The organism is Termitidicoccus mucosus (genome assembly GCF_038725785.1).
Classification (GTDB): Bacteria; Verrucomicrobiota; Verrucomicrobiia; order Opitutales; family Opitutaceae; genus Termitidicoccus; species Termitidicoccus mucosus.
On record NZ_CP109796.1, the window covers coordinates 2,141,870 to 2,164,652 of the forward strand.

Below are 22,783 nucleotides of genomic sequence, written 5' to 3' on the forward strand. Positions count from 1 at the left end.
GACTGCTTGGCCGCCTTCATTTGTCGTTTCAGGATTTTGGTTCATCGGGGTTGGTCCCCTCGCTTCTACATCTTTAAAAAATCTGCGCAAGATTCAGGACGTTATCCGCTCCTCGGTGTGCTCGTAGCGTCCGGCTTTGCATAATAGCGCGGCTTCCGCATCGGGTAGTGTCTGTCAAGTTTCGTTGTACTAGATGCGAATGCTTTTACCTTCAAATGGAGTTTTTCATTTCCCTCCGCCAACGCCGTTTGCCTGCCCCCTTGGGCACGCCACTGCGTAACTTGAGGCCGGCTTGTCATGCCAGAACTTTACAGAGACTACCCGAAAGAAATATTTAGAGATCGTTCATGTATTTATGCATTAAAGAACCCGGCTTTGATTAACTCATATGCATATGCTGTGCTAGCATATGCAGCATATGCCTGGTAGTCATCAGATTTTTCTTCATCAGCATAATCAGAAACGGCCTTAATTGACATCGGAATTGGTGATGGTCTAAGGCAATGATGCGCGCTATAGAAAACTGCATAAGTTTCCATATCCAGACCAATAATCTTTCGATTAACAGATCTATAGCTCTTGGCTATATTATGATCTGCAATCACTGCTGCCCCAGAAATCATGGGACCAACCATAGCTCTAGTAGGCTGAGGGGGCCGAGGGCCTTTCCATTTACTATATATATCATCCACAAATTGGTTGGTATTTACAAAATTGCAAATGGAATCCTTGATTTGTCCATCTAGGCTGATAGAGTGTGGATTAGGTAAAAATCGCGACTCTCCTCTATCAATGATATTTTTTCCGCTTCCACAGTCCCAAGTCTGATCTGATATCAATATATCACCAAGATGGCATGAGTCACGATATCCAGCGGTAATCCCGACGATTAATAAGTATCGAGGACGAAAATGCGCTATCACTTTGGAACTCAAAGTAGAAATGGCAGGCATTCCCATTTGATTAGCTGTTGCAGCAACTATACGAATAGTTATATTGTCATTTGCATAGCGCCCAATTAAGTAATCCGAGGCATCCGAAGGACGGTTCTCTACCATCCAATTTAATGGCAGGTTTCGAACAGCAGAATACTCTACAGAAGGTAAGGCAGTTAATATTGCCAAATCAAAATCATGTGCCTGCCTGCCTCCTTGAGAAGTCGCCCGTTGATTACCAATATAGTTAATTTTATTGCGAATAGACTCCTCCCATTCATTGTAAGTAGGATCATAATGCAATAAAAACCAAAGATTTCTTGAGAATATCTCATTGGCTCCATCATATGTATCTAGATCTGCCGTTATTCCGATAATATGAAGAGGTTTCTTAAGATGGGAATTATCTGCCGTTTCTTTGAGAAATGCTATTCCATTAGCGGCATTAGGTTTGTCACCAAACCGCTTAGGAATAATTACATCCATTAGAACAAGATCATAATGATTATCGGTTACAGACTTTATTGCGCCAATATAATCAGTGCACACATCTGGCTCTTCACACTGACATGATTTTACTACTTGGCAGATCATCTGGGCCTTATCCGCATTATCTTCGATTATAAGAATTTTCATGACTTACAGTATTTTAAAACAGAGTCGAGTAGCTTCGCTTTCCAAGCCTCCTCCGAGGCACTATAAAATATTATTCCAAAATATTGATTGGGGAATTTTATGATTAACTCATTATCTATTTCAGCAAGGGTTTTCTGGCTTGTGCCTTCTCCAAAGGTATCAAACTGAGTAACAATAAATGTTGGCACAATATAACCATAGCGATTCATTTCATCCAGAAGTTCACTGCCTGCAAAATGCCTAAACTTAAAACCGGATTCCTCGGCGTTAATGTCGTAATTTGGCAAACTCATATCGAGGATCAAAAAATCAAATTGCTCTTTTCTTATATTCTTTAATCCACTCTGATACGAATAGCTCTCACTCAATATTAATTCGGGTATGTTTTGGCGCAAAAAGCCACTGATATTTGCGAGTTTATTTCTGTCATCTTCAACAATAAGGACTTTCATTTTAAATTATTTGGATTCAGAGCTATGGTGACACAAAATTCATGTGATGATGGAGTGGAGAATGTGACACGAGGAACATGTTCTTTCAAATTATATTTCAGAAGTTTATGAAGTTTAAATAAGCCACTACCCCCCTCCGCCCTTACGGCATCCCGCGTATTGTCCATTAGTGCTTGGCGCCACCTCTCGTTTACTACCTCATGGACAGCCTTTACGGAGACTGAATCGCATAGTTTGTTTGTAATATTAATTGTCATACTTTCTCGTGTAACATGTCCACTTATCTTAATATCTATCGATGATTCCTGCAACCCACTATGCTTAACTGCGTTACTTAAAAGTAAAAGAAACATATCCACAAATGTTGTGAAATATTTGTTAGATATGCTGATCATATCCATGATATCGGAGTTAGAGTTGATTGTTGTCTTTAAATTCAATTCCTTGGTTAATTGTACTGCAATAGTAATTGGCGTACTTAAGTAAAATTCTCCTTCGGAATTATTTTTAGGTAACTGAAACCAAGCAGAGATTTTCTCCAGCTCATATTGTAAATCTGTGCGACACTTAGCTAGTGCGTGTGACAAGTTCATCGCTCCTCGGCTTGCCGTCAATTCTCCTTTGATTTTAGCCTCAACTTCATTAATTTCACCAATTAATGTATTTAGCGTGTTGCGTCCGAGATCGGATCGAATTATCTTAATATTTTCTTCTATTCTTTTCCATAGTGCTCGAAAAATTAAATTTAAAATTTCCGTTTCCGACGCTATCACTGCATTAATATCTTCATATAGCTGGGCTAGCTCGATATCAGAAAATTCAAAGTTAAATCTAGATCCAACTTTTGGATTTTTTTCCGTGCTGATACGTAACCACGAATTATTTATTTCATTAATTATTGCATCTACTTTTGATGATAATTTCGCAAGTGAAGGCTGAATAACGCCAGTGTTTTCTTCATTTGAAAACTCTCCCTCCCAATGCTCATTAATTATATATTTCGAGTCAGAACTGGCGCGCTTGGTAATCAAGTGATGAATTTCAAACGGCTTCCTGAGTTGCCCAAGCAAGACACCATGTCTAATTCTTACACTTAGGTATGAATCTAATCCAAATTCATTGCTCAATGTGAAATCTTCACGAATTGTATTGAATATTTCCTTAAATGCCTCAAATCCAGGAACATTAATTAAAAACAACTTTGCCTCTTTGAGGCTACGTTTATCTTCTATATTAGGCACCAATTGGTCCATCGATAGTGGATAAAATCCCATTTTGTCGAACATTATTGCATCCTTATAGCGCAATATGAGATCTCTATAATGGGCTGCACGTGCGATACGCAGCCCCGATTCATCAGCATAAACTTTACTCTCAGCGACAGCCTTCAATCCTCGTCTTATAGCAATGGAATCAGTCAGCTGCTTGATTTCTTGTTCAATTTCATACAGATTACTTTCAGTTTCATCTTTTAATCGTCCACAAACTATTAAACGCTCGGTTTCTAGGTCATCCGTTGAGCAAAACTCTATTGACTCTGCTAAAACCTCCTTAGTGCAGACATGCTTTAAAAAAAGCCTCTGTTTGCTGGTCCTTATGTATTTATCTGAAGCCATAAATTCATGCGGAGTTTTTACCTGCTGTGCCAGTAGAAAGGCCTCATACGCATGTGCTGTATTTTTTACATTAGCATTTCCGAGTGACAACAAAATCGAGTAATTAAGCAATTCCTCAGAACCAAAAGAACTCATTTCATCAATCGAATAGAGGAGAATATTTAGTGCTTCTGTATCAGGGAGGATTTGTGTTTCAATGTAAATCTCTACAATTGCTTCTAGCGCAGGTTGAAAAAAATGATATTCGACTGAAGCCAAAATGAGTTCTCTCAGGACAGAACGAACCGTACTTTTAGGACCATTAAAATTAGTGATCAATTCTGCAATTATCTTTTTGCACACAGCCGTACCCACATTAATATTTCCTTTCGAAAAATGGATTTTTGCTTCCCATCTCATGATTCTGCAATATGGAATTTCATTTATCTTAGATTTAACGAAATCGATATCGTATTCGCTGGAAAAGTAGTATTTTATACAACAATCAATAGGAAATGTGTTATTCAGAAATTGACGCCATAGTGAATTACGATCACTATAAGCATGGGATAGTGTAAAAAAATTCCGACCATTTATATACTCATCGTCCTTACTGCTGGCTGTTGACATCTTTCGCTCCAATGCGACAAGTGCTGAAAGATCATGCGTAATAAGTGAATCTGAGGTTATTTGAAGCACTCGTTCTAATGCAGGAAGATAATCTTTTCCTACTTGGTTCTGATGTTGAAACGCTAGTAATAGATCGTAAATTGGAGAAGGGGACAGCTCTAATAATTCAGGGGAGCGAGATTGATAAAAAAGAGCACGAGAAAAAATTTTCATATCTTCCAATAATATGGTTCCATTTATTATTTTTTTTCGCCCTTCCATGATTACTTTCTCGTAATCTCCTCTGAAATAAGTCTCTGCGTAAGAAATATGTGTTTCTAGCCATTTGGGAATGGAAAAAGCACAATCGATTTCATGCAAAACTTCCGCTAAGTCTTCATCTCCACTTTCCTTATAGAGGATATCCAGTGCATCCCGTATTTGATCATCAAAATCTGTGGCGACCATCCCCTTAAGTATTCGTTTAAAAAGACGGTAACGATCAAAAAGAGGAACTCCCATTATAGTACAGCAAAGCGATGATAGATAATCCCTAGTCGGTTTTTTGTGGTGTAATACATGGAGTGTTAAATAGCTGCCGAAGAACCCTCCGTCAGTTGACTTTCCCCAGGTTTTGTTAATGCGTGACTCTAGCACGGGTAGAGATGTTTTTCGTTGAGCTTTTACGCAAAGAAAATACGCAATCATGCGTGCTGTCTGATCGTTTATTTTTTGTATTATATTATCTAAATAATAGTTGCTTGCACCTGCTCCGCCTTCCTGCTCTAGTAAAATAGCTTCATTTTCTATGATCCAAAAGCAATATCCAAATTTATTTTTATAATCATTCAATATAATCCGACAGTTGTCATACTTTCCTAGTAAGAAACAAGTGGAATAGGACTTGACTAGTTCCAATTGATGAGTAATCTTGGCGCACTGTGATAATAAATAACCCAAGAGCCATTTAATCTCCAGCTTGAGATCATTTGTATGGTATGATGTAAAGCTGAAGGCGCGTATTCCCTCGGGGCTCTTGGGTGAGATTATTCCAACTATAGCCGGATTGACTAGAGTTTTGTCGAAATAATGAAAGATCGTTTTATTAAATATCAAATCCCCTTTTCTCTTGGCATCTGTTGCTATATGCTTTCGATGTTTGATATCTGATCTTTTGAAAAATTGACGCTGAAATTGCTTAATTGCGGAAGACTGTGTCATATAAAGCAAGGATTGAGTAAGTGGACAAATGTATAGTTTTAGAAATCTCTTAAGAGCTTCACCTCACAAGTGGTGGTGATGGAGTGGTGGGCTTCCCAACGGCGGGTGGACAAAGGTGAGGCGAACGAAAGAGCACCGGATATGATTTGTGGCTTCGATTTAGTAAGGATGGGCTGATAAAATGGGGTATGGGCTAGAGGCTGGTCACGGCAGATCGCATTGGGAAGATATTGACGAAGGATCCTCAATCTGCTTAAGCCATGAACTGTAAGTGAAACGGATGCCCATAATTCATCACGATTTTGCCCATCTTGGTAAGGGTAGTAACGATTCAGTAGGGATATAGCAGTCGTTGCAGGCAGATTTTTGATGTGTTTGGGCGATGCTTGAGGCCGATTATCTTCATTTGCTATGGTTAGCGAAAGCGTAGAATGTGACGCCTGTTCAGGGCCGGGAGCGGTCAAAGAAACCTCTGCGATAAAGCGTAAGCCTAAGGCTCCAAGCGATGCACCAGAGGCGATTGGGAGCCAAGCGAGGAGTTTCCTCGTCTGCTTCACTGCTACTGCAATAATCCGGCAAGAGGCATGGAGACCCGCTGGTTTGAGGGTGGGAAGCGACACGCCTCCATGAATGTCGGATAGTTGAGAATTTGCCGATCAAAAAAATGAGAAAAAATTGGGTATGCGCATCTCCATCAGTAGTATTCGGCATGCAAAGTGCTATATTTTGGTGTATTGTTTGTAGCAAAGCGGAGACAGAATTGTAACTGTAATTTTAAATTGGATTAGGTTATGAAGGAGGGGATGCGCCAGTCGCGTCCAGAGAAGCAATCGAAGCTGAAAGAATCCGATTTAAGGAACAGGAAGCTGCTGAGCGAGTTTCAGCGGCGATTGAAGCCGGTGTTGGAGAAGGCGTCGGTGAATGCCAGTCAGGAGTAGGCGGCAGGATCCTTGCTGTGGCGTAGGCAAGAAACAATGTTTGAATAGAGGAGGCGGCGTGGCGACCGGCATAAGGGTGACCGATGAACAGCCAGTTTTTCTTGCCTAGCGCAGTGGGGCGGATGGCGTTTTCAATTAGGTTGTTGTCGAGCTGGGACTGGCCTCGTCCGACATGGCGGGACAGCGGAGCCCACTGCGCGAGCAGGTAGCCGGTGTGGAGCGCAGCCCGAGCTTGCGAGGGCGAGCAAGACATTGACGGGTGTGGCACAATGTCGGAACACGCAGCGGCAGGCAGTTCAACGCGGGGTGCGATTTGTCGCGCCAGTAAATGCGGGCAGGCGGACAGCCGGTATGATTGTCCGCGCGCGGTTGCCCGGATAAAAACACGACGAAGGTGAACGCCTGCCGCGTCATGTGTGGAGCCGCCGGATGCCGGTCAAAGCCAGCGGTGGTCAAGGGCGTCACTATTGCCGAAAAGCCGCCACGCGAGGTCGTGCACGAGCGAGTGGCCGCAGTCAAAGTTTCCTCCCTCCACACAGATGGCCTCGCGTCGCGAATCGTATCGAGTGGCCAGCGCCTTGGCCGCGCTCCAGGTGATGCGCAGCGGCTTGTTTTCGCGCACGGTGTAGAGGTCAACCCATCGGCACGTGCCGCTCCTGCTGGTGTGGCGGAGGAAGACGTAAACGGTGTCGCCGACCTTCAGGTAATTCTTGCGGAGCTTTTCGATGGCCTGGGTGCTTTCGGTTCTGGCGAGGTCGCGTTTGATTTGAGCCTTTTGATTCATGTTCGGAAATGAAATCAGGCGCAGTCCGTTCCCGACGTCGTTGCCGGGTCATCCCGGTCACTGCCTGATTCCGCCGCTCCGAAGGCACACCCAGTCAAAGGACGCCGGAGCAGGTGCGGAGGCGTCCGGTGTGGAGCACGGCGAGCCTGGTCGAGCCGTGACGACATTGACGGGTGTGGCACACTGAGCGGACAGCAGGCAGGGCAGATCTTTCAATGCCCGGTGGCGTCTCGTGCGGCCATTGCCCGCATTTCCGACGGAGCAGAATGCGGAGTGTTTTCCCGCGCCAGGGGAGCATGGACGGCGGCGGGCGGAGGCGCGCAAAAAAGAGGGCCGACGCTTCACCGGCGGCGCGCGAACACCCGCGCCCCGCCTCCGCCCGCCGCCGTTCTGGCTCCCCGTCCGTGCGCCGGTGCGTCCCCGCGCCTCACGAGGTCGCGCCGCGCCACAAGGCACGCAGGGGCGCGGCGCGATTTCGTGAAGGTCGGGCGGTGCGGACAGGCGTCATGCGGTCGCACCTGTGCGCCGCGCGTGTGTCGCTGGAAATCCGGGTATTTGGAATGTAGATACCGCCCCTATTTCTTTTCGCGCGCCTCCGGTAGGCTGCGGTCATGCAAGGCCCGAAAAAATCATTGCGCCTGAGCGCAAGGGGAGATGCGTATTGCTCAAAAAGAACGCAGGTGCGTTCCGGGTGGGCGCGGCCTGTCCGCATTATCCGCGCGCGCGTCGCGAGGGAGGTGCTGCCATGCTGACGGCCAAGCCGCAACTGAATCTGTCCAACGCGGAGGGGTATTTTCGCGAGCATCTGGCGACGGGCGACTACTACATGGACGGCCATGTGGTGCGCGGCGAGTGGCGCGGCGTCGCCGCGTCGATGCTCGGGCTCGACGGCATCGTGGACGAAAAAAGTTTTTTGGCGATGTGCGAGGGTCAGCACCCGGAAACCGGACAAGGCTTGACGATGCGGCACAACACGACCCGTCGCGAGGACGGGCACACGGTGTCGAACCGGCGCGTGTTTTACGATTTTGTGGTCAGCCCACCGAAGTCGGTCTCGGTGGTCGCTCTGTATCAGGATGCCCGGATTATCGAGCTCCATGACCGGGCCGTCCGCGTGATGGTCGATGAACTGGAAAAGTTCGCCGAGACGCGCGTGCGCAAGGACGGAGAAAATGGCGAGCGCGTGACCGGCGGCATTGCCGCCGCGCTGTTCCGGCACGATACCAGTCGGGAGCTTGATCCGCATCTGCACACGCATTGCGTGGTGTTCAATGCGACCTACGACTGGACGGAGGAAAAGTGGAAGGCGCTTCACGCGACGGGCATGTATCGGGCGCAAAAATTTGCCGAGAATCTTTACTACCATGAGCTGGCGAAGGGACTGAGAAATTTCGGTTACGAGATCGTCAACACGCCGACGGGATTTGAGATTCAGGGGGTGCCGGAGAGCGTGGTTGCCCGCTTTTCCAAACGCCATCAACAGATTGATGCGGAGACGAAAAAACGCATCGAAGCGGAGGGGGTGCGCGGGAATGAAAAAGAGCTGCGCGCGCAGGTCGCGCAGGACAAGCGGCGGCGCAAAATAAGGAGCCTGTGCGCGGAAAAGCTACGTCCGCGCTGGGCCTCGGAAATGCCCGCCTCCGAGCATGAGGCGCTGGCAAAACTGGAACCGTCGCGCCTGCCGCCGCCGCTGCCGCCGGTGGCTGCGGAAAAATGCGGGCTGCCCGGGTTTGTCGCGTGGGCGGACGCGCACCTGTTTGAGCGCCGCTCGGTGGTCGGCGACTACGAGCTGATGTCGGCGGCGCTGGCCCGTGGTCGCGGTCAGAATTTTTCCCCGGAGGACTTGGAAAACGAGATGGAGAAACGCGATTACATCCTCGATGCGAAGTCGCGCAAGCTGACCAACCGCGAGGCGCTGGTGTGCGAGTTTTCCCTCGTGCTCGACGCGCAGAACGGGATGCGCAGCCATGCCGCGTTCAACGCGGGGTATCAACCGGCGGAGTCGTTGTCGGCGGAACAGCGCGGGGCGGTGCTGCGCATCCTGCGCAGCCGGGATTTTATCACGGTGTTCCAGGGGGCGGCGGGAGTGGGGAAAACATTTGCGGTGCGGGAGGTCGTGCGGGGCTTGGAGGCGGCGGGGCATCCCGTGCGCGTGTTCGCGCCGCAGCACCAGCAGGCGGCGGACTTGCGTCGCGACGGCATGGCCTCGGCAGACACCTTGGCGAAGCTGCTGGCGGGAGGTGCGGGAGGGCAATTGCCGCACGGAGCGGTCGTGATTGTCGATGAGGCCGGGCAGATCGGCGGGCGTGACATGCGCGCGTTGGTTGACCGGGTGCGGGCCTGCGGCGGGCGGTTGATCCTGTCGGGCGACACACGGCAGCAGGGCGCGGTGGCCGCCTCGGACGCGCTGCGCGCCATCGAGGAGCACACGAATTTGCAGACGGTGCATTTGAAAAAAATCCGGCGACAGGACCCGGAGGCGGTGACGTCGCGGGAGGAAAAGGCGTTTGTGCGAAACTACCGCTCGGCGGTGAAGGCGGCAGCGGAGGGCCGGCTGGTTGATTCATTCGACAAACTGGATGCGATGGGGTGCATTCGCGAACTGGATGCCGGCGAGCGCATGGTGGAACTGGCGCGCGAATATTGCGGGGCGCTGGATCGCAAGGAACAGGTGCTCGCGGTCGCGCAGACTTGGGACGATGTGCGCGCGGCCAACGACGCCATCCGCGCGCGTCTGTGTGAAACCGGAAAACTGGGCGGGAGGGGCGCGGGCAGGCTGGTGGCGTCGTGGCAGTCGGCGGATTTGAGCGAGGCGCAAAAGCACGATGCGCGCTTCTACACGCCGGATGCGGGTGTCTTCTTTGTTCGCGGCTACGGACGTTTCAAGCGGGGCGATTGGTGCGAGATTGCCGGTGCCGGTGAGCATGGCGTGACGCTGCGCAAGGACGGCCGCACCACGACCGTGAGCTACAAATGCGCGGACCGCTTTGTCGTCACCAGGACGAATGAATTGGAACTGGCGCGCGGCGACCGCTTGCAGATGAAGTTCAATGGAAAATCCGTTGAGGGGGCGGCGATTCGCAACGGCGAACTGGTCACGATGCGGCGCGTGATGAAGGACGGGCGCATCCGGGTGCGTGATGACGCGGGTGTCACGAAAACGCTCGCGGTGTCGCAGCGGATGTTTGTGCGCGGCTACGCGGTCACGACCTATGCCTCGCAAGGCAAGACGGTTGACACCGTGCTTGTCGCCCACGATGGCGAGCAGGCGCCGATGAATCGTCAGCAATGGTATGTGGGGATTTCGAGGGCGCGGCAAAAGATTGTCGTGTTCACCAGTGACAAGGAGGCGCTGCGGCTGAATGTCGAGCGCGAGTCCGACCGCGAGCTGGCGCTGTCCATCAAGCCGGACGAGGCCACCGCCGAGGCCGTGCGCCAGAGACTCAAGGAGGCATTCCAGCACCAATTGTCGTTGAAGGCGCAGCAACGTTTGCACGAATCGCTCCGGCAATGGGTGCCGCCTCCGCAACAGAAACAGCAACCGCAACAAGACCAATCAAGGGAAATACAATTATGAGCCTGAAAAATGAAATCGAACGCCACCGTCTGGCCCGGGCCGCCGGTGGCAACATCACATCGTCCGGAAACGGCCATGCCGCGTCCGAAAAACGCGAGGCTTCGGCGGTACCGTCGCCATTCCTGCGCCTCATAAGGCGGGACAAACAATGCTGGCTGCTGCCGTGGGCTTGTTTCCAGGGCGTGGGTTACGAACCGGAGGCCGCGACTGGCGGTGACGCTGGCGGCCATGAGCGTTTGCGCCTGGTCTTTATGAGCCACGATGTTTCCGTGCGCGGTCACAACCTCGGCGGCGTGGTCGATGCCATCGGGGCGTCCGCCCTGCGTGAATTGCGCGAGGTTTCGGAAAGCTACCAGGCTGCCACGGCGGGCGTCGCCGCACCCGCGCCCGTGGTTTCGGAAATAAACGTGGTGGCAAAATAAGCATGGTCGTTTCGTCCCTGAAAATGGTCTGAATGTCCAAGCCGGGCGCGGTGTTTTCGGGCATAATGGCGAGGCTGCGTGCAAGGTCGCGCGCGGCATTTGCACTTATGTTGTTTCGTTTTCTTCTCGCCGCCGTGAGTCTTGGCTGCGCGTTTTTCACGCGGCGGGCCGGTATGTCGCCGAGCGCGGCGCTGACGATGACGGCGGTGTTCGGTATTTTTGCCGTCTGGCAGGTGACGTGCGGAGTCATGGCGGCGCGCGGTCGCCCGCGTGTGAGGCCGATTCTGACGCTGGGCGGGTTTTCGTGGTCGCTGAATGATTTCTGTCGGGGCTGGCTGGTGACGGGCGAGACGGGTTCGGGAAAAACGCTCTCGGCCATCAATGCCATGCTCTGGCAGGTCTCGAAAAACTGCCCGCGCTGGGGTGGCATTTGCATCGATGACAAGGGGCTGTACTGGGAGACGCTTTCAGAGATGTTCAGGCACCTCGGGCGCGAACAGGACTTGATTTTGCTGCAAGTGCGACCGGACGGCGCGCCTGCGGACTGGGAGCCGCCGCACACGTTTAATTATCTTGAGGACGCGCGCCTGCCCTTTTCGGCCAAGGCGAAGGATGTCTGCGATGTCGCCGCCTCGCTCGGGCAGGACGGCGACCAGTCGTTTTTCAAGACCCAGGCGGAAATTCAGATGGATTTTGCGTTTCAGGCGCTGGAGTGCGCCGGGTTGTCCATCACGCTCAACCACGCCTATGAAATGCTCTCATCGGACGCATGGACGAAGGACATTATCGGCATGCTGGATGAAAAAAACACGCCGGAGTCGCGCGAACTGATGGAATATTACGAAACGCAAATCGCCAGCCAGCCGAAGGATCAACTGGGCGGCGTGCGCGGCACGCTGGCGAACCGGTTGAAGCATTTTACGCATCCCGACATCGCGAAGGTGTTTTGTCCCGAGAAATCGACGCTTTCGTTTGCGGAGATCGACCGGGGCAAGGTGATTTGCGTTTCGATTCCGCAACGTTTCAAAACGGAACGCAGATACATTCACACGCTGCTCAAGCTCGTGTTCTATTCGCATGTGCTGCTGCGCTTCGACCGGAACTCTAAGGAGCGGGCGAATGATAACCTGCTTGTCCTATGGGCTGACGAAGCGCAAAAAATCGTGACGGCGAATCACGACGGCACGAGTGATTACAATGTCGTGGATGTGATGCGCGAGGCCAGGGCGACGGTTGTCGCGGCGACGCAGAGTTACACGTCACTTATCCCGCCGATTGGCGACGAGCAAAAGGCCAGGGTTTTTATCGCGAACATGGCGAACCGCATCATGTTCAAGGCCGCCGATGAGGAATCCGCGAAAATCGCCGCCGACACGCTCGGCAAGAAGAAATACCGGAAACGCACGTATGGTTATTCCGCCGGCAAGCGGACGATGTCGTATTCCGAGGAGGAAAAGTATTATATAGAGCCGCACGAGTTCCGGCGGCTGCGTAAGTTTCAGGCGGTCGTGCAACATTGCGAGGCCGGGTTCAGGCGCGTGGTGCTGCCGCCGCGCGATGCGGACGGGCGCGTGTGCGGGTGGTTTCGTTAAGCTCGTTTTGCCATGAGGGAATTTCGGCCCATTAAAAATATCGGCGACGACTGGTTCCGCCAGCGGCGCGAACAGCTTCGCGGTCTCGGCGCGCATCTGCGCGGGCACATCAAGGGGCAGACGCATGTCATCGGGTGCGTGGAATCGGTGCTGCGGCGCGGCGAACTCGGCCTCTCCCATCCGGGCCGGCCAAAAGGCTCGTTCCTTTTTGTCGGCCCGACCGGGACGGGCAAGACGGAGATAACCAATGCGTTCACGGGGTGGTTGTTCGGCGGGGCAAAGCCGCTGCGCTTTGACATGTCGGAATACCAAAATCAGGCATCGGTCGAGAAGTTGATTGGCGAGAAAGTCGGTGATATTGGTTTGCTGGGCCGGGCGCTGGCAAAGGCGGAGATGGAGGCCGTGCAGGGTGGCGGTGGCGGAAAAAATGGCGGGACGCTTTTGTTTGATGAAATCGAGAAGGCGCATCCGCTGGTATTGGATTTGTTTTTGCAGATTCTGGATGACGCGAGCATCACGCTGGCAAGTGGCGAGCGGAAAAATCTTTCAGGATATTATATTGTGTGCACGTCGAATATCGGCGCGGCGGAAGCCATGCGGATGCAGTCCGCGCCGTTCGCGAGCATCGAGCGCACGGTCTTGGCGCGGGTAAATCAAACACTGCGTCCCGAACTGGTGGGGCGCATGACGGAAAAGGTGGTGTTTGCACGGCTGCCCTATGCGGTGCAACGGGAGATTTGCGAGGCCATGATCGCGGGCGAACTGGCGCGGCTGCGAAAGCTGGGGCATGAGATCATGATCACTCCCGATGACGTGGAGGCAATTTTGCGGGCCGGTTTCCACAAGAACCTTGGCGCGCGCCCCATGCGCGGGGCCGTCGAGCGGTTCTTGCAGGACAAAATCGCCGGAAGGCTGCTGGGAAATTGAAGGTTTCACCGTGCTTTGGTTGGCTTGTGTGGTTCACTAATCATGAGTGGATTGTTCTTATAAATTTAGTTAATAACCTCAATCTTCCGCGCTCACGCACAATGCGTAATTAACCTGCCCCTTACGAATAAGCCTCTCCTTTGCAAATAGCCATGTAAAGTTTATATATAAACTGGGAGGGCATTTCGGGTACCTTTCTATTGACGATATCCGCCCACGCCAAGGCATCACTTATTGATGCGAACAAGCCGTTTTCATTCAAAATCCTAGATATATCATGTTTAATTTTAGAAGGAATCAGAGGGCTATTAAAATTGGTGACACTTGATGTAAAACCCTCATCGGCAACATCGAAACCACAGAACAGCCATTGTATTTCATCATTCATGCGGATATTTGAAGTCACAACTTGCTCATCACCACGTTTGCTCGATTTTTCTACTTTTATTAACACCCAGTTGCCATCATGCATATTGGCGTATTTTATTATTTCTGCGGCATCCTCCCAAAATGGATAATATGGCCCTACCCAAGTTGGCATCGGAATAGTGCCCATGCCCAGTTGTTTTTTATGATCGCTAGGCAAACCTACCCCAATATGATTGTTATCAAATATAGAAGGCCATGCCAGAAAATCGATAGATAACGGAATTAAGCAGCTTTCGCTGAGCAAATACGACATTCGTCTTTCTGAAGGCCATAGCGATTTGAGATAACTCAATGGCTTTCTTGCATCGTAACCGATAACAATATTTATTTTATCCATGATATTGTATTATGGAGCTACGCCACATCCTCCAAAGCGATGTGGATCGCGAAAACACGGCTTCCTAGCACTACTCCGTTAAGTAAAGACTACGATGAATCGAGGATGATCCCGGAGCGAGTAAAGCGGGTCTGACAGTGCGGACAGGAGCAAAGGGCCAGCGCCTCCATGAGCCAGCGGCGGACTTCAGGCAGCGAGGGTCGTTTTTTTTGACGACCGCAGTTTGGTCAGGAAACAAAACGCGAGGAAGCACAGCGTGAGATGATGGTGCAGCCCCCGCCAGGAACGGCCCTCGAAGTGGTCGAGCCCGAGTTCCTCCTTCAATTGTTGGTAGCCCTGTTCGATGGCCCAGCGCTGGTGCGCGAGCCGGACCAACTCTGCCGTCGGGGTGTCGGACGGAAGATTGGACAGATGGTATTTGAAGGTCTGGTCGCTGAGTTGCTCGATCAGCAGCCAACGGGCTGCGCCAGGCTGGCGCCAACGGCTGCCTCGTTGGGATGCCTGCACTCGTACGGCCACAGCTCGGACGCCGGCACCGTCGGCTCGTGGCAATCGGACCTGAGCCCATCGGTCCGGTTCCTGTAGAAGCTTATCCCGCCACCCGACCATAGTGAGGGGATGCATCGCCGGATCCTCCACGAGGGCGTGTTGTCGTGGCCGACCGCGACGAGTCGGCTTGTGGATGGCCACGGCCGCGTCTGGCCACGCGGCGATGTTACCGGGAACTTGAGCCACGTAGGGCTCCGCCCGTTCTTCCAGTTCTGCCAGCAAGGGCTGCACCACTCCGTAGCCGGCATCGAAGACGATCGCCTGATAGGCCGGCAACTGCGGCTTCATTTCCTCGAGCAAATCGAGCGCGATGCGCCACTTCTCGCGGAAGCGTTGCTCGGCCGGCGGCACTCCCGCCCGGCTCATCCGCAGCGTATCCTCGGTCCACTCGGCAGGCAGGTAGAGCTCTGCGGCCAACGGCCAGTGCAGTCCCGCCTTGTCCATCCAATGCCAGGTCACGATGCTCTGGCAGTTGGCGATCTTGCCCAAGGCACCGCAATACTGGCGAGCGACTCCGACGGAGTGCCGCCCTTGCTTGGCCAGGCTGGTGTCGTCGAGCACCAGCACCCCTCCCGCCAGCGCCGACGCCCGCATCTGTTGGCGCAGTCGGTGGAGCACGGCCCGGTGATCCCACGGACTCTGATTGACGAACTGCTGCAGCGCCTGCTCGTCGCCTTCGACCCGTGCGGCCAGCGGCTCGATCGACTTGCGCTCCCCTTCTCGCAAAAGACCCTCCAGATACTTGCCGCACCAGTGCCGTCGTTCGCTCCGCCCCAAATCCTCCGCGAACTCCTCCACGAAACTCTGCAACTGCCCTCGTATCCTCGTTACCTGCCGTGCGGTCATCATCCACCGCAGCCTGCCAGGCCGTTCCAGTATCTCAAGTACATACTTAACGGAGTAGTGCTAGTCACCTTCGGGGATGCTCGCCCCTCTGGCTCTCCTATCAACTTGGCATACCGTGCTATTGGTTGCCCCGCAAGGTTCACTTTTAAAACCAAAATAATACGACACCTTCCACATCTTTTTCTTCAAAAAAACCTAGTTCTTTTGAATCATACCCATTGGGATTCTCTGAGACAGCAAATATTTTGCCCATTGGGGTCGTCATGGCGCCGCAGATACTTATAGATCTCAAAAATGAATAAGTTGATGTGTTTATATTATATTTTTTATCACCAATCATCAATGTGTTTTCTTCGACCTCTAAAACGTCTCCGGCGGTTGCCGCGATTGTCCTAATAGACATTATGGAAACAGGATGCATAAATAAACATATCCTATCACCTCGTTTGTAGCGTTTCTGTTTCCAAGCAATAACGACATCTCCCTTATTAATAACTGGCTCCATTGAATTTGAGTCCATTCTGTAGATCTTGATGTTAAAAAAAAGAAACAAAGTTCCGGTTAATAAAAACAGGATGCCTACGATAGCTACTTTTTTTAAAAAAATCAGCCTGTTTGAGTTATTCATATGCTATTGATCTATAGAATGAGTCGTCAAATCAACCATGCTTTCTAGTGAAAGCGGGGCGCCAAAAGGGGTCAGGACGCTGTTTGTTGATTTTTTGCATGATTGTGGGGACGGAATGGGCCGGCTTTCGTGGTCAATGCGGTTCATTGTTGGCGACAAGAGAATGGAGAGAGCTGTTACTTATAATCAAAAATTGAAGAATTCTGGTAAGGTAAAAATCAACAAACAGCGTCCTGACCCCTTTTGGCTTGGCCCCATCAAACGTTTTTAATCCGCCCTTTGCGAAGGGCTTAACATCTGTTGATACTCAACGGGCAGGTCCTTTATAGAAAAGGAACAGGATGTCAATTTGCCATCCGAGTTTTTATCAATATAAAGCGAAAAAAGACCAATAGTTCTTTTTAACCGTCCATAGGATTCTATCCTTATACAATACTGGTCCTCCAGAATTCGAAAAAAATGCTGGCCGGCTTGCCAGCTTTCAGCCGCCTTGGCCTTAGCCACCACATTTTCAAGCCCTGCCCGCATAATTGCTGCTTCCAAATCTGCACGAAAATCCTCTAAACCGCCCTTAAGTGATATGCTTATTCCCAGTTTTTCCGCAAAATACTGCACGTCTTCCCTAAGATTCTTTTCGTGAACCTCATTTTGCAGTCGCCCGTCCAATTCATTCCAAACTGTGTTTTTTGACCCTGCATATGCCATGACATGATATTCAAAGTTTTGCTGCCTTGTCCGACCTTGCAACATTTCGCTAGGCAATGTTGGATTTTCATCCATATAGCGTGCGTTAACCAGACGATATGCGGATTCGTTACCCTGGCATTTATATATATAAGCCAGGGAATAATAACAAAAAAACAAGGCTTGCCCTCCGATATTATCAACACCTGCCATGCGCTTGTGCTCATCTTTTATTTTGGTTATCCGGCTAATGGTGTTGATTAACGAAGATTCGGCTTTTGAAATATCTTTCTCGCTGGACAATGTCTTAATTGCCTCATCCCAAATAAGTGCTATTTCCTTGACGCCTTTGGGAAAATCTGGATCATATTGTTGTTGCTGTCGGCATGACCCGCTTAAAAACAATGAAACTCCTATAAAGATTACGATTGTTCCTAATGTCAAGTTTTTCATTTCCCAAGAACCTCCTGCTTGTGCCGTGTTTCACACGATTTAACCATTTCCCGTGTTATATTGGCAATTTGTGCCGTAGGTATATAAATATCGCATTTCTTCCATCCTGTATTTTTTTCCTCGCTCCATTCGGGAGTGCCAAACAATCCAAGGCATTTTTTTCTGCATTCCTTATAATAAACTTTTGTATCTATCCGATTAAGGCCGCTGGATGTTCGGTTCATCGCATTTGCTATATTATTCATAGCGTCCGCGATTCCAGGCGTGTTCATGAGTTCCTTGGTAGTTTTCATGGCGTTATCCAAAACATCGGGAGCTAAAAGCAGAACCGGCATTGAAAATACCCCATCAACTGTGACAAAGTAAACCATCCCGCCAACGACAAACGCCAATTGTGCAATTTGCGCACCCTTTTGAGCGGCAAAAAGTTTCTTCATGGCATCTTGCATCTCCGGTCTATTTCGAAAACCACCCACACTTGCCTCAATATTCGTAATGCTCTTTTCACCGAGCGTGCACAATCCGAGCATATCAATCCTTGAAATTGCAGAGTTCTGCGAAAACACATACAAGTTCGCGCCACCATTTTCACTTAGGGGGTCCCTGTTTAACCAGCGACCTGAAGTTGGGTCATAAAACCTGAAACCGTAATAATACAATCCTGATGCGGCATCAACCGGCTTAGTGCTGAAACGCCAGACATTGTTGTTGGCCCATAACCCAGTGCCTACAGTGGTGTTTCCAAATGGGTCGTATTCGTAATGGGCTTGCATGTTGCCACCATTATCAAGCATCTCGCTAACATTTCCGTTGCCATCAAAAGTGAAGTATTTCGCTGTCTCGCCTTCCTTGGCACTGAGCAAACCGCCGACGCCACCGACTCCTTGGACGGCGTTGCTCAAGTCGAGACCCCAGACGTAGGAACAAGCCAGTGCCGGCAGGATGCCTGCGCTCCCAGTGGTGTATTCGGCGATAACATTCCAGCCGTCGTAGAGGTAAAAGCGGTCGGCGGTTTGCTCCCATGAGGCGAGCGGGTTGGCCCGCGAGAACTCCGTTCTCCGCACGCGGCGACTCTGTCCGTCATAGGCATAGGCGACGCGGGTGGCGTCCGTTTCCACGGCAATCAAACGGTTTTCGGCGTCCCATGCGAAGGCGCGGCCCGTGCCGTCGGCGAGCATGTTGCCGTCCAAATCATACGAGGGGCTGACGGGCGCCGCTTGCGGTGCCCCTACGTGAGTGTATTGATTGAGCGTGTTGGCGGTGTAGTCGCGTGGGCCGAAAGCATCCTGCGAGGTTTGGCGGTTGCCGATGCCGTCAAAGGTGTAGGCGGTGTTTAGGGACGGGCGCTGCGTGTTGATTGAGCCTATCACCTCGCCTCGTGAGTTATAGGTAAACGCGTCGGTGCTCGGCGTGGCAAAGGCTGTGCCGGTTTGTTCGCGGACGGTGCGCTGGCCGATGGCGTTCACCGTGTAAATGTGCTGCGAAATGGTCGTCGTGCCAACCTTGTTTTCCTTTTTTACCAGCACGTCACGGTTTGTCTCGTAGGTGTTTAGAACGGTGTGAGCAGGGCCGGTTACGCTGGCGATGAGATTGCTGTCGGGGAGGTAGGCGTAGGTGAAGGTTTCCTCGGGTTGCGGCTCGCCGGGGACGGCTCGCCCTACCTGATTGATGCGCCCGGCAGAGTCGTGGGCGTAGGTAACGGCATGCGTGTCGTCCAACTGAGTTTTGATTAGACGCCCCAATGAATCATATTCGCGGCTGAGAGTGGCGTTGAACAGGCCGGAGTGGGTTTCGCTTTCCAATGCCCCGTCCGACGCACGGTAGGAGTAGGCTCGGGTGCCCGCGCCGTCGGTCACGCTGATCTGGCGTCCGAGCCGGTCATAAGTATAATTCACGTCCGGCGTGGCGTCACTGTAATCCACCGACGCCAATTCGCCTGCGTTTGTATAAGAGTAGGTTGTGGTGAGCGGCTGGTTGTCCAGGCCAGGTCTTGCCCATGTGCGCGTGAGCAAACGTCCACCGAGTGAGTAAGTATAGCTTGGGCCATGCCCATCGGCGTATTGCTTTTGCAACAGCCTTCCTCCGGTGTCATAAATCCATGCTGTGATTTGCGGGGCCACGCCGTCGCCGTCCTTGAAAGTGTGCAGCTCTGCTTGGTTGCCGAGGACGTCAAACACATAGGCCACCGTGTATTGCTGCGCGCCCCATTTTTTGATCACACGGCCCTGCTGGTCGTAGTCAGTGAACTGTTCCGTGCCGTCGGGCAGTGTGATTTTTATGACCCGCCCCATACTGTCGTGGGTGTAAGCAGTCTCGCTGCCGTCGGGTGTGGTGATTTTTGTCAACTGTCCGGCAGTGTCATACTCCATCGTTGTCGTCCCAAGCCGTGCGTCCGTCTGCGTGATGGCACGTCCGAGCGCGTCATGCGTGAAATCGGTGCGCGACAGTCGCACACTGTTCGCATCATCGCTCTGCTGCGACACCATCAGCCCGCCCACATACGTCGCCACCGTCGTCACCCCGCCGGGTGCGGTGCTCGTCACGGTGTAATCGCCGTTGATCGAGCGTGTCACCACGCTCGCGCGCACGCGGCCAAAACTTTCGCTGCGCGTCTTCAAATCATCGAGACTCCGCACGTCCACTGATGTCACCAACGGCTCCGCCGAACCATCTTCAGGGTAGCCCAAGTTCGTTATTTCCTCCGATGGACCGAACTCCGTATCGTTTATATACTGCTTCAAAATTTCTGTGACGCGGTCCGGACCGGCGAGGTCGATGGTTCCATTATTATTCAAGTCGAGGGCAACGCGGGTTTGCTCGCCGAGATTATTATACGCATAAAGGGTGGTGAGTCCGTCGGCATCGGTCGTGGATTCGATCTGCCCTTTGACGTTGTAGTGGGTGGTGGTGACGGCAAGCGCGCCGTTGCCGAGGTGGGTTTCGGTTTTCACGACGCGGCCTAGGCGGTCGGAGTAGGTTTTTGTCCATGTGTCGCTGTCGGCGGGGCCAGTGCGTTCCAAGCGCCAGAGGCCGTCCGTCCACGTGCCGTATTCGTAGTGCTTCTCGGTTTGGGCGGTGCCGTGGGCGTGGCGGACTTGGCCGTCGAGATGGTATTCGGCGACGAGCGTTGAGCCGTCGGGATTGATGATGGTTTCAGTGCGGCGTCCGGTGGTTGTGTCTATTTCTTTTTCGTATTGGGTGGCGGCGGGCTGGGCGGTGCCATCGCGCGCGGGCTCGGTGAGGAGGATAATGTCGCCGAAGCCGTTGCGAAAGGTCTCAGTGGTGCGCGTGAGGGTGCCGCTGGTGGTGACGGCACTGACGTGGTTTTCGCCGTGCTGGTAGGTGGTGACTATCTGGGGCTGACCGGGGTAGCCGGTCTCGGTGCTGACGAGGCGGTCGAGTGCGTCGTAGGTGTTGCGGGTTTCGCGCCCGTCGCGGTCGCGCTCGTAGTGGGTGTTGCCGCAGGTGCCGCATTCCGCGCTTTGGCGGATGGCGTAGTCGGTCGGGTCGTTGTTGTAATAATATTTGACGACGCGGCCCCGCGCGTCGGTGGCGTCCGTGCCGGTGGCGGCGGTGCGGCGGCTGATTTCGATGCCGCTGGCGATGTCGGTGACGATTTCCTCCTGAAGCTCGCCGTTGGCGCGGAGGGTGGTCACGGTGCGGGTGCCGTCGGTGACGCCCCCGGCGAGGGTGCCGGAGCCGGCGTCCTTGGTGGTCACGAGACTGCCATCGGAGAGTTGGGCGTAGGTGCAGAGGCTGAGGGTGCCGTCGGAACGCTCCTCGGATTTCAACCGTCCGCGACGGTATATCTGGCTGTCGGTGGCGCTGTGATAGACGCGGCGGGTGACGAGGGTCTGTTTGGAGGCGTCGGGCCATTCGGTGTGGGTTTCCACGAGATTGCCGGCGGCGTCATTGCGGCGGTCGGTGCTGTTGGCGTAAACGAGTTTGCCCGCGACGAGGCGGTTTTGCAGTTCCTTGGTCTTAAGGTTACGGTTCTCGATGCGCTGGGTGACGTAGGCGGCGGATTCGTCGCCGTAGGCGCTGTCGAGCCAGGGGCTGATCTCGGTGACATAGACGCTGTCGCCGAGAAAGGGGTGGTATTTGTAGAGTTTCCAAAAACCATCCCAGCGGCGGTAGCTTTGCACGTAGCCGTAGGCGGCCTCGTTGGTGTGGTCGGTATAAAAAGTCCACCGGTCGGTGCGGGTCTGCCCGTCTGCGGTGCGGACGCGCTCAAGCAGCACGGTTTCGCCGGGGCGGTAAACGGCGCATTTCTCGGTGGCGAGGGAGACTTCGTGGAGGACGCCGTCGCTGCCGGCCTCCTCCACGACGCGGGTCTGGGTGTATTCGCCGTGGGGGTTGCCGGTGGGGACGCGGTCGGTGAGGGTTTCGCGGCGCAGGAGTTGTTTGTCCGCGTCGGAAAGCTGCCCGGCGTAGATTTCCATCGTCCACTGGGTGTCGCCCTCGGTGTAGAGGATGGTTTTACGGCGGGGAGCGTTGTCGGTGACGTAGTAGTCTTCTTCGAGGATTTCGAGGCGTCCGGCGAGGGTGGCCCCGTCAGGGTTGCGGAGGGTCACGCGCTTGAGCAGCGAGCCGGACGGGAGCGCGGCAGTGTTGTAATAACCACCGGAGAGGGCCGGGCGCGTGTCGGCGCGATAGATGCTGAGAGTGTAACCGGTGCCCTCGGCGGCGGGCAGCGCAATGATGTCGGTGATCTGGCGCTTGGTGATGACCTGACGGAGATAAACGCTTTCGCTGCGGGTTTCCCCAGCGGGCTGATTTTTAATGATTTCGGCAGTGAGCGGGCGCTGGTAAACGGCGGCGTTTTTAAGCGTGGCGTGCTCGATGTGGAACATGAAGCCGTCCTTGTGCAGGATGCCATTGGCGAGGTAGTCGGCGGCTCCGAGACCAAGCTCGTATTTGGCACTGCGAAGAGACGCGCCGGAGGTGAGCAAGTCGCATTTTTTGGGGTTGGTGGGATCGTCATCGTCGGGATTGTCGCACTGCCCCTCGTCCTCGGCTCCGCCGGCAAGGCCGGAGCCGCTGCATGGCGGCGGTGGTGGCGGCGGCGGTTCGACAGGCACATTCGCGGCATGCGCACGAAGTGCCAAAGACGCGAACAGGATGGCGATTAGCAGGCGACTGGTGATGCGGGCGGGCTTCATGGATTTT

General features: G+C 52.8%; 15 protein-coding genes and 1 pseudogene. 5 read left to right on the forward strand and 11 right to left on the reverse strand.

The genetic code is table 11. From position 1 onward, the window contains the following. Positions 1–353: 353 nt before the first annotated feature. The 6 genes and pseudogenes from OH491_RS07245 to OH491_RS07270 form a co-directional block, all read right to left on the reverse strand. Positions 354–1,571, reverse strand: a complete 1,218-nt coding sequence (locus OH491_RS07245; protein WP_342750942.1) for a hypothetical protein — start codon at positions 1,569–1,571, stop codon at positions 354–356. Further along, positions 1,568–2,023 carry a hypothetical protein gene (locus tag OH491_RS07250; protein ID WP_342750943.1) on the reverse strand — a complete coding sequence of 152 codons (456 nt, stop codon included), beginning with the start codon at positions 2,021–2,023 and terminating at the stop codon, positions 1,568–1,570. Before OH491_RS07250 ends, OH491_RS07245 begins: the two co-directional genes overlap by 4 nt. Beyond that, positions 2,020–5,448, reverse strand: a complete 3,429-nt coding sequence (locus OH491_RS07255) for a hypothetical protein (RefSeq protein ID WP_342750944.1) — start codon at positions 5,446–5,448, stop codon at positions 2,020–2,022. The genes OH491_RS07250 and OH491_RS07255 overlap by 4 nt, the downstream gene beginning before the upstream one ends. Before the next feature lie 38 nt (positions 5,449–5,486). After that, positions 5,487–6,068, reverse strand: a complete 582-nt coding sequence (locus OH491_RS07260) for a hypothetical protein (protein WP_342750945.1) — start codon at positions 6,066–6,068, stop codon at positions 5,487–5,489. Between the two features lie 370 nt (positions 6,069–6,438). Further along, positions 6,439–6,639 (reverse strand): annotated as a pseudogene (locus OH491_RS07265) (IS66 family transposase); the annotation flags it as partial. A gap of 183 nt (positions 6,640–6,822) precedes the next feature. Beyond that, a complete protein-coding gene (locus tag OH491_RS07270; protein ID WP_068773312.1) occupies positions 6,823–7,170 on the reverse strand; it encodes a hypothetical protein in 348 nt (115 codons plus the stop codon). Between the two features lie 745 nt (positions 7,171–7,915). Here OH491_RS07270 and mobF point away from each other — a divergent pair. The 4 genes from mobF to OH491_RS07290 all read left to right on the forward strand — a co-directional run bounded on the left by mobF (position 7,916) and on the right by OH491_RS07290 (position 13,688). Further along, positions 7,916–10,747, forward strand: coding sequence for a MobF family relaxase (mobF, locus tag OH491_RS07275; protein WP_068773296.1), 2,832 nt, complete (start codon positions 7,916–7,918; stop codon positions 10,745–10,747). After that, positions 10,744–11,169 (forward strand): hypothetical protein, encoded by a 426-nt coding sequence (locus tag OH491_RS07280; protein ID WP_068773297.1) that lies wholly within the window; start codon positions 10,744–10,746, stop codon positions 11,167–11,169. The genes mobF and OH491_RS07280 overlap by 4 nt, the downstream gene beginning before the upstream one ends. A gap of 107 nt (positions 11,170–11,276) precedes the next feature. After that, positions 11,277–12,761 (forward strand): type IV secretory system conjugative DNA transfer family protein, encoded by a 1,485-nt coding sequence (locus tag OH491_RS07285; RefSeq protein ID WP_068773298.1) that lies wholly within the window; start codon positions 11,277–11,279, stop codon positions 12,759–12,761. A 147-nt stretch (positions 12,762–12,908) separates the two neighbouring features. Next, positions 12,909–13,688 (forward strand): AAA family ATPase, encoded by a 780-nt coding sequence (locus OH491_RS07290; protein ID WP_342750946.1) that lies wholly within the window; start codon positions 12,909–12,911, stop codon positions 13,686–13,688. A gap of 121 nt (positions 13,689–13,809) precedes the next feature. Here the strand turns inward: OH491_RS07290 and OH491_RS07295 are convergent, their stop codons facing one another. The 3 genes from OH491_RS07295 to lepB form a co-directional block, all read right to left on the reverse strand. Next, positions 13,810–14,454, reverse strand: a complete 645-nt coding sequence (locus OH491_RS07295; protein WP_145929166.1) for a hypothetical protein — start codon at positions 14,452–14,454, stop codon at positions 13,810–13,812. A 186-nt stretch (positions 14,455–14,640) separates the two neighbouring features. After that, positions 14,641–15,852 carry an IS701 family transposase gene (locus OH491_RS07300; RefSeq protein WP_084442763.1) on the reverse strand — a complete coding sequence of 404 codons (1,212 nt, stop codon included), beginning with the start codon at positions 15,850–15,852 and terminating at the stop codon, positions 14,641–14,643. A 142-nt stretch (positions 15,853–15,994) separates the two neighbouring features. Then, complete coding sequence (lepB, locus tag OH491_RS07305; RefSeq protein ID WP_342750948.1) at positions 15,995–16,477, reverse strand: signal peptidase I; 483 nt, start codon at positions 16,475–16,477, stop codon at positions 15,995–15,997. Positions 16,478–16,514: 37 nt separating this feature from the next. On the opposite strand from lepB, the gene OH491_RS07310 reads away from it, so the two are divergent. Then, positions 16,515–16,748, forward strand: coding sequence for a hypothetical protein (locus tag OH491_RS07310; protein ID WP_342750949.1), 234 nt, complete (start codon positions 16,515–16,517; stop codon positions 16,746–16,748). Here OH491_RS07310 and OH491_RS07315 read toward each other — a convergent pair. Then, positions 16,745–17,614: a hypothetical protein gene (locus OH491_RS07315; protein ID WP_342750950.1), complete on the reverse strand. Its 870-nt coding sequence runs from the start codon at positions 17,612–17,614 to the stop codon at positions 16,745–16,747. The two genes, OH491_RS07310 and OH491_RS07315, sit on opposite strands and share 4 nt — an antisense overlap. Beyond that, a complete protein-coding gene (locus tag OH491_RS07320; protein WP_342750951.1) occupies positions 17,611–22,776 on the reverse strand; it encodes an RHS repeat-associated core domain-containing protein in 5,166 nt (1,721 codons plus the stop codon). Before OH491_RS07320 ends, OH491_RS07315 begins: the two co-directional genes overlap by 4 nt. Between the last annotated feature and the right edge of the window lie 7 nt (positions 22,777–22,783).

Bases quoted from the DNA above. Each gene is read 5' to 3' on its own strand.
- OH491_RS07280 (WP_068773297.1), top strand. From the start codon at position 10,744: ATGAGCCTGAAAAATGAAATCGAACGCCACCGTCTGGCCCGGGCCGCC.
- OH491_RS07295 (WP_145929166.1), bottom strand. From the start codon at position 14,454: ATGGATAAAATAAATATTGTTATCGGTTACGATGCAAGAAAGCCATTG.
- OH491_RS07255 (WP_342750944.1), bottom strand. From the start codon at position 5,448: ATGACACAGTCTTCCGCAATTAAGCAATTTCAGCGTCAATTTTTCAAA.
- mobF (WP_068773296.1), top strand. From the start codon at position 7,916: ATGCTGACGGCCAAGCCGCAACTGAATCTGTCCAACGCGGAGGGGTAT.
- lepB (WP_342750948.1), bottom strand. From the start codon at position 16,477: ATGAATAACTCAAACAGGCTGATTTTTTTAAAAAAAGTAGCTATCGTA.
- OH491_RS07320 (WP_342750951.1), bottom strand. From the start codon at position 22,776: ATGAAGCCCGCCCGCATCACCAGTCGCCTGCTAATCGCCATCCTGTTC.
- OH491_RS07315 (WP_342750950.1), bottom strand. From the start codon at position 17,614: ATGAAAAACTTGACATTAGGAACAATCGTAATCTTTATAGGAGTTTCA.
- OH491_RS07245 (WP_342750942.1), bottom strand. From the start codon at position 1,571: ATGAAAATTCTTATAATCGAAGATAATGCGGATAAGGCCCAGATGATC.
- OH491_RS07250 (WP_342750943.1), bottom strand. From the start codon at position 2,023: ATGAAAGTCCTTATTGTTGAAGATGACAGAAATAAACTCGCAAATATC.
- OH491_RS07285 (WP_068773298.1), top strand. From the start codon at position 11,277: ATGTTGTTTCGTTTTCTTCTCGCCGCCGTGAGTCTTGGCTGCGCGTTT.
- OH491_RS07300 (WP_084442763.1), bottom strand. From the start codon at position 15,852: ATGATGACCGCACGGCAGGTAACGAGGATACGAGGGCAGTTGCAGAGT.
- OH491_RS07270 (WP_068773312.1), bottom strand. From the start codon at position 7,170: ATGAATCAAAAGGCTCAAATCAAACGCGACCTCGCCAGAACCGAAAGC.
- OH491_RS07310 (WP_342750949.1), top strand. From the start codon at position 16,515: ATGCTTTCTAGTGAAAGCGGGGCGCCAAAAGGGGTCAGGACGCTGTTT.